The sequence below is a fragment of the Streptomyces glaucescens genome, from assembly GCF_000761215.1.
Lineage (GTDB): Bacteria > Actinomycetota > Actinomycetes > Streptomycetales > Streptomycetaceae > Streptomyces > Streptomyces glaucescens_B.
Genome location: NZ_CP009438.1, coordinates 1,213,861 through 1,228,545 on the forward strand (window position 1 = coordinate 1,213,861; position 14,685 = coordinate 1,228,545).

The 14,685-nt window shown below is 74.9% G+C and carries 15 protein-coding genes; 8 read left to right on the forward strand and 7 right to left on the reverse strand.

Annotated elements, in window-relative coordinates:
• The first annotated feature begins 195 nt into the window (after window positions 1–195).
• On the forward strand, window positions 196–963 hold the full coding sequence (locus SGLAU_RS05210; protein WP_043498765.1) for a TVP38/TMEM64 family protein: 768 nt from the start codon (window positions 196–198) through the stop codon (window positions 961–963).
• Window positions 964–967: 4 nt separating this feature from the next.
• On the opposite strand, the gene SGLAU_RS05215 is transcribed toward SGLAU_RS05210, so the two are convergent.
• A complete protein-coding gene (locus SGLAU_RS05215; RefSeq protein ID WP_043498766.1) occupies window positions 968–2,137 on the reverse strand; it encodes a thiolase family protein in 1,170 nt (389 codons plus the stop codon).
• 138 nt (window positions 2,138–2,275) lie between these two features.
• Between SGLAU_RS05215 and SGLAU_RS05220 the strand changes: the two genes are divergently transcribed.
• Window positions 2,276–2,746 (forward strand): winged helix-turn-helix transcriptional regulator, encoded by a 471-nt coding sequence (locus tag SGLAU_RS05220; RefSeq protein WP_043498768.1) that lies wholly within the window; start codon window positions 2,276–2,278, stop codon window positions 2,744–2,746.
• A 519-nt stretch (window positions 2,747–3,265) separates the two neighbouring features.
• Here SGLAU_RS05220 and SGLAU_RS05225 read toward each other — a convergent pair.
• A complete protein-coding gene (locus SGLAU_RS05225; RefSeq protein WP_043498769.1) occupies window positions 3,266–4,192 on the reverse strand; it encodes a PmoA family protein in 927 nt (308 codons plus the stop codon).
• Window positions 4,189–5,412 (reverse strand): Gfo/Idh/MocA family protein, encoded by a 1,224-nt coding sequence (locus SGLAU_RS05230; RefSeq protein ID WP_078957607.1) that lies wholly within the window; start codon window positions 5,410–5,412, stop codon window positions 4,189–4,191. Before SGLAU_RS05230 ends, SGLAU_RS05225 begins: the two co-directional genes overlap by 4 nt.
• 314 nt (window positions 5,413–5,726) lie before the next feature.
• On the opposite strand from SGLAU_RS05230, the gene SGLAU_RS05235 reads away from it, so the two are divergent.
• The 4 genes from SGLAU_RS05235 to lnt all read left to right on the forward strand — a co-directional run bounded on the left by SGLAU_RS05235 (window position 5,727) and on the right by lnt (window position 9,377).
• Window positions 5,727–6,602 (forward strand): undecaprenyl-diphosphate phosphatase, encoded by an 876-nt coding sequence (locus tag SGLAU_RS05235; RefSeq protein ID WP_043498771.1) that lies wholly within the window; start codon window positions 5,727–5,729, stop codon window positions 6,600–6,602.
• 183 nt (window positions 6,603–6,785) lie between these two features.
• Window positions 6,786–6,965, forward strand: coding sequence for a hypothetical protein (locus tag SGLAU_RS33390; RefSeq protein ID WP_078957608.1), 180 nt, complete (start codon window positions 6,786–6,788; stop codon window positions 6,963–6,965).
• A 269-nt stretch (window positions 6,966–7,234) separates the two neighbouring features.
• Window positions 7,235–7,720, forward strand: a complete 486-nt coding sequence (locus tag SGLAU_RS05240; RefSeq protein WP_043498772.1) for a nuclear transport factor 2 family protein — start codon at window positions 7,235–7,237, stop codon at window positions 7,718–7,720.
• A gap of 88 nt (window positions 7,721–7,808) precedes the next feature.
• Window positions 7,809–9,377 (forward strand): apolipoprotein N-acyltransferase, encoded by a 1,569-nt coding sequence (gene lnt, locus SGLAU_RS05245; RefSeq protein ID WP_043498774.1) that lies wholly within the window; start codon window positions 7,809–7,811, stop codon window positions 9,375–9,377.
• Here the strand turns inward: lnt and SGLAU_RS05250 are convergent.
• Window positions 9,292–10,206: a Gfo/Idh/MocA family protein gene (locus SGLAU_RS05250; RefSeq protein WP_043498776.1), complete on the reverse strand. Its 915-nt coding sequence runs from the start codon at window positions 10,204–10,206 to the stop codon at window positions 9,292–9,294. The genes lnt and SGLAU_RS05250 overlap by 86 nt on opposite strands.
• Before the next feature lie 27 nt (window positions 10,207–10,233).
• Complete coding sequence (locus SGLAU_RS05255) at window positions 10,234–11,436, reverse strand: FAD-dependent monooxygenase (RefSeq protein WP_043498778.1); 1,203 nt, start codon at window positions 11,434–11,436, stop codon at window positions 10,234–10,236.
• A 117-nt stretch (window positions 11,437–11,553) separates the two neighbouring features.
• Between SGLAU_RS05255 and SGLAU_RS05260 the strand changes: the two genes are divergently transcribed.
• Window positions 11,554–12,207 (forward strand): TetR/AcrR family transcriptional regulator, encoded by a 654-nt coding sequence (locus SGLAU_RS05260; RefSeq protein WP_043498780.1) that lies wholly within the window; start codon window positions 11,554–11,556, stop codon window positions 12,205–12,207.
• Between the two features lie 53 nt (window positions 12,208–12,260).
• Window positions 12,261–12,761, forward strand: coding sequence for a hypothetical protein (locus tag SGLAU_RS05265; RefSeq protein WP_052414054.1), 501 nt, complete (start codon window positions 12,261–12,263; stop codon window positions 12,759–12,761).
• Window positions 12,762–13,180: 419 nt separating this feature from the next.
• Here SGLAU_RS05265 and SGLAU_RS05270 read toward each other — a convergent pair whose 3' ends face one another.
• Window positions 13,181–13,696: a hypothetical protein gene (locus SGLAU_RS05270; RefSeq protein ID WP_052414055.1), complete on the reverse strand. Its 516-nt coding sequence runs from the start codon at window positions 13,694–13,696 to the stop codon at window positions 13,181–13,183.
• A 222-nt stretch (window positions 13,697–13,918) separates the two neighbouring features.
• Window positions 13,919–14,602 (reverse strand): uracil-DNA glycosylase, encoded by a 684-nt coding sequence (locus SGLAU_RS05275; protein WP_043498785.1) that lies wholly within the window; start codon window positions 14,600–14,602, stop codon window positions 13,919–13,921.
• Between the last annotated feature and the right edge of the window lie 83 nt (window positions 14,603–14,685).

A 14,685-nucleotide genomic window follows, 5' to 3' on the forward strand; every position in this document is an offset into this window, starting at 1 on the left:
CGGCCGGGAAGAGGGGCACGGCAGCCTTCGGGGCATCCGCGACCGCGGACGCTGCGAGAAGGAAGGCGTACCGGAACATGACGCAGATCATTGCCGACGCGTCGTCCCACGTCGAACGGTTTTCCGGGGGCCGGACGGGCCGTCGGGCGGAGGCGGTTGCGGCGATCACGCCCCTTCGTCGGTTAGTGTCGCCGGATGCTCGATGCCACCACCCGCTCTGGGGGCACCGCCACGGCCACTCCCCTGGCCGCCGCCTCGGATCTCGCCGTCGCCGTCCCCGCGCCCGCCGGTCTCCCGGCGCGCTGCGCGCGCGTGCTGCTCTCTCCCTGGGCCCGTTTCTCGCTGCTCGTCGCGCTGCTCGTGGCCGCCGCGACGTCGGTGCTGCTGTTCGAGCCGCAGCGGCTGCTCGCGCACGGCTGGCCGCCGCAGCTGAGCGGCGCCGCGGCGGCGCTGGTGTTCGCCCTGGCGTACGGCCTGTGCACGGTGGCGTTCGTGCCCCGGCCGCTGCTGAACCTGGCGGCGGGCGCACTGTTCGGCTCGCAGCTGGGCCTCGGCGCGGCGGTGGGCGGCACGGTGCTCGGCGCGGGGCTGGCCTTCGGGCTGGGGCGGCTGCTGGGGCAGGACGCGCTGCGTCCGCTGCTGCGCGGCCGGGTGCTCACGGCCGTGGACGGGCAGCTGAGCCGGCACGGCTTCCGCTCGATGCTGGCGGTGCGGCTGTTCCCCGGGGTGCCGTTCTCGGCGGCGAACTACTGCGCCGCCGTGTCCCGGATGGGCTGGCTGCCGTTCCTGCTCGCGACGGCGCTCGGTTCGGTGCCGAACACCGCCGCGTACGTCGTGGCGGGCGCCCGGGCCTCGACGCCCACCTCGCCGGCCTTCCTGATCGCCATGGGCTGTATCGCGCTGCCGGCGCTGGCCGGTGCGGTGGTGGCCTGGCGCAAGCGCCACCACCTGCGGACCCGCTGACCCGTCAGACACCTTCCAGGATCATGGCGTTGGCGAGTCCGCCCGCCTCGCACATGGTCTGCAGGGCGTAGCGGGCGCCCCGCGCGCGCATGGCGTGCACGAGGGTGGTGGTGAGCCGGGTGCCGCTGGCGCCCAGCGGGTGGCCGAGGGCGATGGCGCCGCCGTGCGCGTTGACCTTGGCGGGGTCGGCGCCGGTCTCCTGCTGCCAGGCGAGCACCACGCTGGAGAACGCCTCGTTGACCTCGAACAGGTCGATGTCGTCGAGCCTGAGGCGGGCCCTGCGCAGCACCTTCTCGGTGGCCGGGACGACCCCGGTGAGCATCAGCAGCGGGTCGGACCCGGTGACGGCGAAGCTGTGCAGCCGGGCCAGCGGGCGCAGTCCGAGGCGGGCCGCGGTCTCGCTCGACGTGATGAGCACGGCGGAGGCGCCGTCGTTGAGGGGGCTGGCGTTGCCCGCGGTGACGTTCCACTCGATCTGCGGGAAGCGCTCGGCGAACCCGGGGTCGTAGTAGGCGGGCTTGAGGCCGGCCAGGGTCTCCGGGGTGCTGGACGGCCGTACGCACTCGTCACGCGTGACCCCGTCCAGGGGGGCCACCTCGGCGTCGAACAGCCCCTGCTCCCAGGCGGTGGCCGCCTTGTGGTGCGAGGAGACGGCGAAGGCGTCCATCTGCTCCCGGGTGACCGACCACTTGGCCGCGATCAGCTCGGCGCTGATGCCCTGGGGGACGAGGCCCTCGGGGTAGCGCTCGGCGACGCCGGGACCGAAGGGGTCCTTGCCGGGCGGCACGTTGGACCACATGGGCACCCGGCTCATCGACTCGACGCCGCAGGCGACGACGAGGTCGTAGGCGCCGGAGAGGACGCCCTGGGCGGCGAAGTGCACGGCCTGCTGGGAGGAGCCGCATTGGCGGTCGACGGTGGTCGCCGGGACCGACTCGGGGAAGCCCGCCGACAGCACGGCGTAACGCGTGGTGTTCATGGCCTGCTCGCCGACCTGGTCGACGGTGCCGCCGATGACGTCGTCGATGAGCGCGGGGTCGACACCTGAGCGCTCGACGAGGGTGCGCAGGGTGTGGGCGAGGAGTTCGACGGGGTGGACGTGGGCGAGGGAGCCGCCTGGCTTGCCCTTGCCGATGGGGGTGCGTACGGCTTCGACGATGACTGCGTCGCGCATGGTGCGGGCCTCCTTGGCCGCCGTGGCGAGGGCGGGCGCGCCGGCCGGCCCTCCGGCTCCTGTACCAGTGAGTAGGAAATCCGAACTCACCATAGCCGCGGGAGTTGGAAAAGCAAACCCTCGCCTAGACTGGAGCCCATGGCCGTCTCCAAGGACCCCCGCCCCTGCTCGATCGCCGACGCCCTGGCGCTCGTCGGCGAGAAGTACTCCCTGCTCGTCGTGCGGGAGGTGTGTCTCGGCAACGGCCGCTTCGACCAGCTGGTGCGCAACATCGGCGCCCCGCGCGACATCCTGGCCACGCGGCTGCGCCGGCTCGTCGACGCCGGGGTCCTCACCAAGCGGGCCTACAGCGAGCGCCCGCAGCGCTTCGAGTACCGGCCGACCCAGGCGGGCCTCGAACTGGTCCCGGTGCTGCTCACCCTCATGGAGTGGGGCAACCGCCACCTGCGCCCCGACGGCGACCGGCCCATGGTCCACGAGCACACCTGCGGCCACGAGCTGGTCCCGGTCGTCACCTGCCAGGCCTGCGGTGAGCCCGTCCACCACCAGGACCTGACACCCCGTCCGCAGTCACCGGGCTGGACCGTGGCGGGCCCGACGGCGGCCTGACGGCACACCGGGAAGCACACCTTCGGACGCCGGCGGACGGCAGGCCGCGCGGGGCAGCCCGCGCGGGGCAGCGGACGGCCGGGATCACCGTCCCGCCCCCGGCGCCGGTGCCGACCCGCAGACGGCCGTTCCCCCAGGGCCCCCCGCATCCCCGCCCGCGCGGTCGGGCGGTACTCCTCGTCCCGCGATGGCGCCACACCTCTTCACGGCCACCGTTCGCGCCCGGCCGGTCATGGGCCCCCAGCCGCGTCCGGCCGGCCGTACGCCGACAGCCGCGCCCGGCCGGTCGTGCACCGTCAGCCGTGCCCGGCCGGTCGTGCGCCGGCACCCGCGTCCAACCGGTCATGGACGCGCCCAAACCGCGCCCCAGCCGGCCGTACGCCGTCAGCCGCGCCCGGCCGGTCGTACGGCGACACCCGCGTCCAACCGGTCATGGACGCCCAACCGCGCCCCGGCCGGCCGTACGCCGTCAGCCCGGAGGCGGCGGTCCGGCCGGGCGTCCCCGGAGGCGGGCGGCGTTCACCAGGGGTGCGAGTCCAGGTACGCGGCGATCTGCGCCCGCTGCCAGGCGCCGTCGGCCACCACGACCCGGTAGCGGCGCGTGAGCGTGTCGCCGGGCGCCAGTTCCAGTTCGTCGAAGAACGCCCAGGAGGGCGCGACGGCCGCGAACGGGTCGTTGCGCACGAACCAGTGGGCGGGGTGGGCCCCCTCCGTCCCGGCGTGGTCGTTCTCGGGGGCGTGCGCGAAGACCAGGGTGGCGTGGCCGTCCACGCCGTCGTGCTCGCCGGTGTAGGCCAGCCAGGGCGCCTGCGTGCCCATCAGTCCGGGGCCCTCGCCGTCCGGGCCGGTGATCCGCCCGTCACGGAAGGCGCGCGGCCCGCGCCAGAACAGGCCGGTGTAGCCCGCCCGTTCCCGCCCGGCGGTGGTGGGGCTGCCGAACAGCAGCGGCTCGGCGCGCCGGTTGGTGATGGCGCTGGTCCAGGTCAGCGCCCACGAGCCGCCGGTCGGGTCGACGTCGTGCACCTCGATCCGCCGTCGCTCGTCGGCCCACGGTTCCCCGCTGTGCGGGTGCCAGGTCAGCCGCTCGGCGATCACCGCGCGGTCGCCGTCCGCGGAGACGTCGTCGAACGCCGCGTGCGCCATCGAGCCGATCCGCTCGGGCAGCGCCAGGTAACCCTCCCCGTGGACGTAGGAGTTGCCGCCCCACAGGTTGGCCCCCGACAGGTGGGAGGCGGTCAGCTGGAGGCCCTTGTGCCAGCGGTGGTCGTGGGGCCGGTAGCCGGTGACGACCGCGCCGGACAGGGTCCGCAGCGGGTGCAGGTACGGCTTCGGCGCCTCCCAGGCCGACTCGGGCCGGTAGACGTAGGCGAGCAGGCCGACGCCGGAGCGCGGCTCGGTCACGGTGATCCGGTCGCCGTGCGTGTGGGTGACGCGCAGCGCGGTCACGCGGGCACCTCCCGGCTGTCGTCCGCGACGGCGCGGCGGTCCCCGGCGGACGCGGGGGCGGCGGGGGACGCGCTGGGCGTGGGGAGTTCGGTGACAGCGGGCGCCCAGCCGGGGGCGCCTCCGTGCAGCTCGGTGTAGTACGGGTCGCCGGGACCGATCTCGCCCCGCCGCACGGTCGCGTCCGTGAAGGCCGACTTGTACAGCGCGGTGACCAGTTCCAGGCTCTTGCGCCCGTCCGGCCCGCTGCTGCGCGGCCGCTCCCCCGCGCGCATGCTGGCGACCAGTTCACGCAGCTGCGCGAGGTGGGAGCTGGGCACGTCCGCCCCGAAGTCCCGCCAGGCGGCGGCCTCCGCCTCGGGCACGTCCCGCGCGGGGGTGATCCGCCAGGACGCGTTGCGGTAGCCGTACAGGTGGGTCAGTTCGATCGTCGCGCGCTCGCAGTCGATCCGGATCCGGCTGACCTCGTCGGGGCTGACCACGCTGTTGACGACGGTCGCCAGCGCACCGTTCTCGAACCGCACGAGGGCGGTGGACACGTCCTCGGTCTCCACGTCGTGCACCAGCCGGCCGGCCATCGCCCGGACCTCGCTCCACGGGCCGAGCACATCGAGCAGCAGGTCGGTCTGGTGGATGCCGTGCCCCATGGCCGGGCCGCCGCCCTCGGTGCGCCAGCGTCCGCGCCAGGGCACGGCGTAGTAGGCGGTGTCGCGGTACCAGGTGGTCTGGCAGTGGGCGACCAGCGGGCGGCCGAGGGCACCGCCGGCGAGCAGCCGCCGCACGTGGGCGGCACCGGAGCCGAAGCGGTGCTGGAAGACGATGGCGGCGTACGGCCCGCCGTCCGCCCCTTCCTCCGCCTGCACGGCGTCGAAGTCGGCGAGCGAGGGCACGGGCGGCTTCTCGCACCACACCCAGGCCCCGGCGCGCAGCGCGGCGACGGTCTGCTCGCGGTGCAGGGTCGGCGGGGTGCAGACGCAGACCAGGTCGGGGCGCTGTTCGCGGAGCATGCGCGCCAGGTCGGTGTGGGCGTGCGGGATGCCGCCCTGCGCGCAGAACGCCTCGACGGCGTCCGCGTCGACGTCGACCGCCGCGACGACCTCCGTCTCGCCCTCCTCGGCGAGCGCGGCGAGGGCGGGCAGGTGCTCGCCGCGGGCGATGGCGCCGGTGCCGACGATCGCGGCGCGGACCGGGCGGCCGGCGAGGGAAGCGGTGGTGGGCGGCATGGGTCTGATCAGCACTCCTCGGTCCTCGGGGTGGTGAGCCGGGACGGCACCGGTGATAGCAAGCGCTTTCCCTCGCGGGCAACGTAGGTGCCCGCGCACCACCCGGTCAACACCCCGGAGCGATCACCCGCGATCCTCTTCGGAATCCTGTGCCGGTCTCGTCACCTGGGGACGCTACGCTGCCCCACGACACATCTGATCACCGCGCGCGTGGGGCCGGTGTGCCCGTTCGGCACCGTCCGGCACCGCGCGCGGGGGCCGAGCACGTCTCCCGTCGTCCGTTCCACGATCGGCACTTGGACTCCGTAACTCCCATGTCTTGGTTCGAATCACTCATCCTCGGACTCGTCCAGGGGCTGACCGAGTTCCTCCCCGTGTCCTCCAGCGCGCACCTGCGGCTGACCGCGGCCTTCTCCGGCTGGGACGACCCGGGCGCCGCCTTCACGGCGATCACCCAGATCGGCACCGAGGCCGCCGTCCTGATCTACTTCCGCGAGGACATCGGGCGGATCCTCTCGGCGTGGTTCCGCTCGCTGTACGACAAGGCGTGGCGCAAGGACCACGACGCCCAGATGGGCTGGCTGGTGATCGTCGGCTCCATCCCGATCGGCGTCCTCGGTGTGACGCTGAAGGACCAGATCGAGGGGCCGTTCCGCGATCTGCGGCTCACCGCGACGATGCTGATCGTGGTCGGCGTGATCATCGGCATCGCCGACCGGCGGGCGGCGCGCGACGAGACCGGCGGCCGGCACCGCGCGGTCAAGGAGCGCAAGGGCCTGCAGGACCTCGGGGTCAGGGACGGCCTGATCTTCGGCCTGTGCCAGGCCGCCGCCCTCATCCCGGGTGTCTCCCGCTCCGGCGCGACGATCAGCGGCGGCCTGTTCATGGGCTACCGGCGCGAGGCCGCGGCCCGCTACTCCTTCCTGCTCGCCATCCCGGCGGTGCTCGCCTCCGGCCTGTTCGAACTGAAGGACGCGATGGAGGGCGGCCATGTGTCCTGGGGGCCGACGATCTTCGCGACGGTCATCGCCTTCGTCACCGGTTACGCGGTCATCGCGTGGTTCATGAAGTTCATCTCGACCAAGAGCTTCATGCCGTTCGTCTGGTACCGCGTGGCGCTCGGCGTCATCCTGATCGCCCTGGTCACGTTCGGCGTGCTGAGCCCGCACGCGGCCGAGTCGGCGCACTGAGGCGGGCCGAGCACCGGCGGGCGCGCCGTCGGCGCGGGGCGCACGGCCCGGGCACATCGACCCGCACGTCGAATCGGCCATGAGCGCGGCGAGTTGGCGCGTTCACAGCGCGTGACCAACTCCATACGGATCGAGTAGCCGTGCGGTAGCGCAGTGTCAGTGCGAGCGCATAGGCTTGCCCGCATGTCCCCTGATTCCGTTGCCCCTGGTTCCGTGCGCTCCGCGGCCGAGGTGAACGAGCAGATCCGCGCGCTGTGGCTGCGCGCGGGCGGCATCCTGTCGGCCCAGGAGCGCGCGGAGTACGAACTGCTGGTGGTCGAGTGGGCCGCCGCCATGCGGGGCCAGATCATCGAAGCCGCCTGAGGGCGGTGGCGCGCGCCACCTGACGGAGGTCCGGCGGCGCCCCGGTCCCGTGGTCCTCCCCGACGGCACGCCGAGTTGCCCGCGTACCGGGCGCCGGGTGGCGCCCGGTGGACCGCCCGGCCCGTGCCGGTGCCGGGGGGCGTCGTCCTCGCCGGTGCGCACCGGCCCCTCGCCCGCGGCGCCCGCCCGCACCACCCGCTCGGAGCCACCGCACCCCGCGCCCCGCACGCCCTCTTGGCGGGAGGGGCCCGGTGCCCAACACTGAGCCGATGACGCAGCGCGTGGAGCTCGCGACCGTGATGGACCGGCTGGCCGTGGACGGCGTGGTCACCGACTACGCCGTGGCCGTCGACGACGGCGACTGGGAGGCGTACCGGGGCCTGTTCACCCCGGACGGGCGGGCGGACTACCGCTCGGCCGGCGGGATCGAGGGCGGGGCGGGCAGCGTCGCCGCGTGGCTCGCCGAGAGCCTGGAGGCGTTCCCGGTACGGCAGCATCTGATCGTCAACCGCCGGGTGCGGTTCGGGGTCCTGGAGCGGGACGCCGGCGACACGGCGCTGGTCCAGGCCGACTACGTCAGTCCGATGGGGTTCGCCGCCGCGGGCGGTGGCCCGGCGGCGCCCGGCCCGGTGAGCGGCGGCCGGTGCTCGTTCGGCCTGCTGCGGACGGAGGACGGCTGGCGGCTGCGCGAGGTGGTCGTACGGGAGAAGTGGCGCCGCAGCCCCCAGGGCGCGCAGGCCGCTGCGGGCGGCTGATCCCGCGCCACCGTGTGCCGGGATCGTCCACCGCGTTTCGAGATCGTCCGCAGCGCGCACACTGGTACCCACCGGCAGGGAGGCGCGTATGGACTCGCTCGGACAGTGGCTCGGCACCCCGTGGCGGCGCTCCGCCCTCGCCGCGGCGGCGGGCGCGCTGCCGATGCTCACCTTCCCCGGCCCGTCCCTGTGGTGGTTCGCCTACGTCGCGCTGGTGCCGTGGATCCTGCTGGCCCGCACGGCGCCGACCGGGCGGCGGGCGCTGTACGACGGCTGGTGGGGCGGGTTCGGGTACATGCTGGCCGTCCACCACTGGCTGCTGCCGAACCTGCACGTGTTCACGTTCGTCATCGCGGCGCTGCTCGGAGCGCTCTGGGCGCCCTGGGGCTGGCTGGTGCGGCGTCTGCTGGCAGGTGTCCCGGGAACGGGCCGGGCGGCGGCCGCGCTGCTGGTGCTCCCCTCGGGCTGGCTGGCGGTGGAGCTGGTGCGCTCCTGGCAGGGCCTGGGCGGGCCGTGGGGGATGCTGGGCGCGGGCCAGTGGCAGGTGACCCCGGCGCTGCGGCTCGCCTCGGTGGGCGGGGTGTGGCTGCTGAGCTTCCTGCTGGTGGCGGTGAACGTCGCCGTCGCCGTGCTGGTCGCGGTGCGCGCGGCACGGGTGCCGGCGGCGGCCGGGCTGCTGGTCGCGGCCACGGCGGGCTCGGCCGCCTGGGCGTGGGCGCCGCGTCCCGAGGTGCGCGGCGAGGCGCGGATCGCGGTCGTCCAGCCCGGCGTGGTGGACGGTCCCGAGCGGCGGTTCGCCCGCGAGGAGGAGCTGACCGGGCGGCTGGCCGGACAGGACCTCGACCTCATCGTGTGGGGTGAGAGCAGCATCGGTTTCGACCTGCTCGCCCGGCCCGACCTCGCCGGGCGGGTCGCGCGGCTGTCCCGGCTGACGGACGCACCGGTCCTCGTCAACGTGGACGCCCGGCGCTCGGACCGGCCCGGCATCTACAAGAGTTCGGTCCTGGTCGGGCCGGGCGGAGTGACCGGCGACCGGTACGACAAGATGCGGCTGGTCCCGTTCGGCGAGTACGTCCCGGCGCGTTCGCTGCTCGGCTGGGCCACCTCGGTCGGCGAGGCGGCCGGCGAGGACCGGCGGCGCGGCACCCGGCAGGTGGTGATGGACCTCGGGGGCGGCCTGCGGATCGGCCCGATGGTGTGCTTCGAGTCGGCGTTCCCGGACATGAGCCGCTCTCTCGCCGCGGCGGGCGCCGACGTACTGATCGCCCAGTCGGCGACCTCGACCTTCCAGCAGAGCTGGGCTCCCGCGCAGCACGCCTCGCTGGCCGCGCTGCGTGCCGCGGAGACCGGGCGTCCGATGGTGCACGCGACCCTGACCGGGATGTCCGCCGTCCACGGGCCCGAGGGACAGCGGATCGGCTCGTGGCTCGGCACGGACGAGAGCACCGCCGCGGTGTACGAGGTGCCGCTGGCCGGCGGGACGACGCCGTACGCGCGGTTCGGCGACTGGCCGGTGTACGCGGCGCTGCTGGTGCTGGCCGGGTTCCTGACCGCCGAGGGGGCGGGGGCGTTCAGGCGGCGTGGCCGGAACGCTCCAGGACCGAGTGGACCACCCGTTCGCACAGTTCGTGAGTCGCCAGCGCGTCCCGGGCACTGAGCAGCTCACCGGCGCGGACGGCGTCGAGGAAGCCGAGGACGGCCTGCTCGATGCCGCGCTGCCGGGCCACCGGCACCCAGTCGCCGCGCCGCCGCACGGTCGGCTGGCCCTTGTGGTCGATCACCTCGGCGAGGTTGACCACCTGCCGCTTGCTGTCCTGCCCGGAGACCTCGAGGATCTCCTCGGTGGAGCCGCTGAGCCGGTTCATGACGCCGAGCGCGGTGAAGCCGTCCCCGGCGAGCTGGAGCACGACGTGGTGCAGCAGCCCGTCGCGCACCCGGCCGCGCACGGTCACGTCGTCGACGGGCCCCGGCACCAGGAACCGCAGGGTGTCCACGACGTGGATGAAGTCGTCGAGGATCATCGACCGCGGCTCTTCCGGCAGCCCGACCCGGTTCTTCTGCATCACGATCAGCTCGCGCGGGTGGTCGGCGCACTGCGCGTAGGAGGGGGCGAGACGCCGGTTGAAGCCGACGGCGAGACTCACCCCGCGCTCCTCGGCGAGCGTCACCAGCCGTTCGGAATCGGCGAGCCGGTAGGCGAGCGGTTTGTCGACGTACGTCGGCACGCCCGCTTCCAGCAGCCGGGTGACGATCTCCGGGTGGACGGCCGTCGGGGCGTGCACGAAGGCGGCGTCCAGGCCCTGGGCGATCATCGAGTCGAGGTCGGCGTGGCGCTGCCCGGCGGGCAGGTGCAGGCCGTCGGCGACCCGGGCGAGCGTCGCGGGGGTGCGGGTCTGCAGGTGCAGTTCGACCTCCGGCAGGACGCCGAGCACCGGCAGGTACGCCTTCTGCGCGATGTCCCCGAGTCCGATGCAGCCGACCTTCACGTCTTCTCCTCCGCCCGTGACTACCGCTCACCCGTGCGCGTCTCGCGAGAAGTCACCGGTCTCGCGTGTCCCGACGGAAGCATACGGGGGCCGCGGGGGCCGCCAGTCGGCGATGTCGTCGAAGCCGCGCAGGAAGAGGGCGGGGCCGGCCTTCGAGAGGGCGGTGAGCACGGTGTCGCGTACGGCCATGCCCGCGCGGTTGCGCAGCATGTTCAGCCGGGCGACGCCGACCGCGCGACGGGCGATGGCCGTCGTGCGCGGCAGGCGGGCGGCGGTGTACGCGGCGAGGTCGTCGCGGTGGTGGGCCAGCACGATCGCGTCCTCGATGGCCTGGTTGCCGCCCTGCCCCAGGGTCGGGGGCATGGCGTGCGCGGCGTCGCCGAGCAGGGCGACCCGGCCGCTGTGGTAGGCGGGCAGCGGCCGGGCGAGATGGCGCACGTCGTGGCGCAGCACGTCCTCGGGGCGGGCGGCGGCGAGCACGGCGGGGATCGGGTCGTGCCAGTCGCCGAAGCGGCGCAGCAGCTCGGCGCGTTCGTCGTCGGAGCGCCCGCCCTCGGGGGTGACGGCGGCCGCGTAGGCGTACACCCGGCCGTCCTTCAGCGGGTGGGTGCCCCAGATGCGGCCGCGGCCCCACGTCTCGTGCGAGGCGAACCGCACGCCGGGCAGCGGGATCATCACCCGCCAGGTGGTGAAGCCGGAGTAGACGGGCCCCGGGTGCCCGGGGAACAGGCTGCGGCGCACGGCGGAGCGGATGCCGTCGGCGGCCACCACGAGATCCGCCTCCAGCTCGCCGTCGGGTGTGGTCACCCGGGCCGGCCGGCGGGAGTCGCCGGGGTCGGCGAGGGCGGCCTCGGCGGCCGTGCGGACGGTGCCCTCGGGGAGCAGCGCGGCCAGGTGGCCGATCAGGGTGGCGCGGCTCAGCAGGACCAGCGGGCCGCCGAAGCGCCGCTGGGCCGCCGCGGCGCTGGTCCGGGAGAGCCAGCGGCCGTCGGGGGCGCGCAGGCCGCCGTCGCCCTGCCAGGCGGCCAGGTCGCGGACGGTGGCGCCGAGGCCGATGACGTCGAGGGCGCGCAGGGAGTTGGGGGCCAGCGAGATGGCCGCTCCGACGGGTGCGAGTGAGGGGGCCCGCTCCAGGACGGTCACCCGCGCTCCCGCCTGGTGCAGGGCGACGGCCGCGGTCAGGCCTCCGATGCCGCCGCCGATCACGACGGCGCGCTTGGGCTGTGCCATGGCTCCTCCTCGTCACGGGCTGCCGCACGGCAGCCGCCGACTACACCTGTAGTCCGGCTCGTTCCGAGCGTACTACAGGTGTAGTGCGGCGAGAAGCGTGCCGGTAGGTTGACCTCCATGTCCGAACGCACCACGAGCGGTGCCGCCCGCGCCGACCTCGTCGCCGACACCGCCCTCGCCCTGCTCGCCGAACGCGGCATGCGCGGGCTGACCCACCGGGCGGTCGACGAGGCGGCCGGACTGCCCCAGGGCTCCACGTCCAACCTGGCCCGCACCCGGCAGGCACTGCTGGAGCTGGCCGTACGGCGGCTCGCCGACCGGGAGGCGCGGGTCCTGGCACTGCACGAGATGCCGGACCCGCACGCCGGCCTGGACGCCCTGGCGGACGGGCTGGCCCTCGCCACCCACCGCGCACTCACCGGCAACCGCGAGCTCACCCTCGCCCGGTACGAGCTGGCCCTGGAGGCGACCCGGCGGCCGGAGCTGCGGGCGTACTTCGACGCCACGGGCGCCCGTTTCCGCGACCGGCTGCGTGCCCTCGTCACCGGGATGGGCTCCCCCAGCCCCGACCGGCATGTGCTGTCCCTCGTCGCCTGGGCGGACGGGCTCATGTTCAGCTGCGTCGCGGGCTCGTTCAGCTCCCGCGTGCCGAGCCTGGACGACATCCGGGCGGATCTGCGGGAGCTCCTCGACGGCATGCTGGACGCCCGGCGTAAACCTGGTGGGGCATCAGGCCCTCTTACGGGGCCGGAGAACACCCCTACGGCCTAACGTCCGCCTGGTTCGTGGTGACCCGGGAGGCCGAAGGCGCCATCGTTGCCCGGGTGCATCGAACGACGACCACCGCAGCGCTTCTGATCACCGTGGCCGTCTCGGCCCTCTCGGGCTGTACGACGGTCTCCGGACGGCCCGCGCCCGGGGCGTCCGCGCCGTCGCCGGCCGCGCCACCGCCCCCCGGCGCGCGGACCGGACCACAGGCGGTGCAGGCGCCCGCCCGGGAGGCCCTGGAACGCGTCGGGCCCTCACGGCAGCGGGAGCGCTCCGCACCCGAGCCGACCGCGCCGGCCGCGTCCGCGCCGCCGGCCCCGTCCGCCGCGCCCCCCGCCCGGTCCCGGCCCGAGCCGTGGCGCCCGCGGCGCCCGGAGTCCCGGCCCTCCCGGCAGCCCCGGGCGGTCGTCCCCGGCCTTCCGGAGTCCGCCCGCCGGAACGTCACCCAGCAGCTCCCCCAGCGCGGGCCCGACGTGTGCGCCCTCGGCAGGGCCTTCGGCGGCTGGCGGCCCGGCAGCCCCGAGTCGAGGATCTGCGACACGACGTACGGCCGCTGAGCCGGCCGGACGCGAAGGCCCCCGGGTGCGCCGGGGCGGGGCGCGGAGGCGAGACGAACGGCCCTCGTCCGGGCCCCGGCCGGAGGCGGGGCACTGGGCGACGAACCGGCGGGACGGATCGACGCGGCGCGTCGCGTCACAGCAGACGGGCGGCGGGTCACGGGGTGACGGGCGCGCGTCACAGCAGACGGGCGACGCGTCACGGCGTGACCGGCGACGCGTCACGGCGTGACGGACGGCCCGTCACGGGGTGGCGGACGGTGCGTCACAGCAGACGGGCGGCCCGACACGGAGGGACGAGCGGCGCGTCTCGTGGTCTCGGGCGGCGCGTCGCGGCATGACGGGTGACGGATCACGGGCAGACGGGCGGCGGGCGGCGGGCGGCGGGCGGCGGTGTGACGGCACGCGGGTCCGACGGATCAGGGCCGGTGCTGCGGGGGCGGCCCCCAGCTCCCGCCGCCCCGGAAGTCACCCCCGGGGCTCCCGGGGCCCCCGGAACCCCCGTCCCCCAGGGTCACTTCCAGGCGGCCGATCGCCGCGCGCACCCCGTCGCCGTAACCGTCGTCGGCGAGGGCGTCGGCCGCGCCGCGGGCCAGGCGCAGGTGCCCGCGGGCGGCGTCCGGGCGGCCGAGCTTGACGTAGTCGGCGGCCAGGTTCAGGTGGAGGGACGGGTAGAGGGCGCGCACCGCCAGGGTGCCCTCGTGCTCGGCGAGCCGGCCGTCGCTCAGTTCCTCCGCGGCCGTGAGGGCCCGCAGGTCCCAGGCCAGCTCGTCGGAGGGGTCGTCCTGGGTGTCGGCCATGTAGTGCGCCAGCGTGCAGCGGTGCAGCGGGTCCCCGTCCTCGCCGATCTCCGCCCACAGCCGCAGGAACCGCTGCCGGGCCTCTTCCCGGTCACCCGCGTGATGCAGCATCACGGCCTGCCCGATCCGCCCCATCACCGCGTCCGGCGCCGCCTGCCCCTGCCGCTCCACGACCACACCCCTCCACCCGCTCGCCGAAGATCCCGTCCCTCCCGACGCTAACGGCCCCCACCGGCATTCCGTCCGAGGCGGCTCCGTGCGACGGGGACGGAAGCGGAAGGGAGCCGGGACAGGAGCCCCGGGGCGGGGCCGGGCTCCGGCCCCGGTTCGGCGGGACCCCTGACGCGCGGCGGGCGTTCAGCCCAGGTTGGGGATGCGCCAGTCGATCGGCTCGTGGCCCTGGCGGGCGATCGCCTCGTTGATCTGGGTGAAGGGGCGGGAGCCGAAGAACTTCTTCGCGGAGAGCGGGGAGGGGTGGGCGCCCTTCACCACGACGTGACGCGTCTCGTCGATCAGCGGGAGCTTCTTCTGCGCGTAGTTCCCCCACAGCACGAACACCGCCGGGTCGGGGCGCTCGGCCACCGCGCGGATCACCGCGTCGGTGAACTTCTCCCAGCCCTTGCCCTTGTGCGAGTTGGCCTCGCCCGCGCGGACCGTGAGGACCGCGTTGAGCAGCAGGACGCCCTGCCGGGCCCACGGCATGAGGTAGCCGTTGTCCGGCACCGGCAGGCCCAGCTCCTCCTGCATCTCCTTGTAGATGTTGCGCAGCGACGGCGGGGTCTTCACCCCGGGCCGGACCGAGAAGCACAGGCCGTGGCCCTGGCCCTCGCCGTGGTACGGGTCCTGGCCGAGGATCAGCACCTTCACCCGTTCGTACGGCGTCGCGTCGAGGGCGGCGAAGACCTCCTCGCGCGGCGGGTAGACGGGACCCTTCGCCCGCTCCTCCTCGACGAACTCCGTCAGCTCCTTGAAGTAGGGCTTCTGCAGTTCGTCGCCCAGGACCCCGCGCCAGGACTCGGGCAGCATGGCGGTGTCGGTCACGTCAACTTCCTTACGGTGTGCGGTCGCTTCCAGGTCTCAGAACCTACAGGCGACCACTGACAACGCACCGCGCGGGCCGCAGC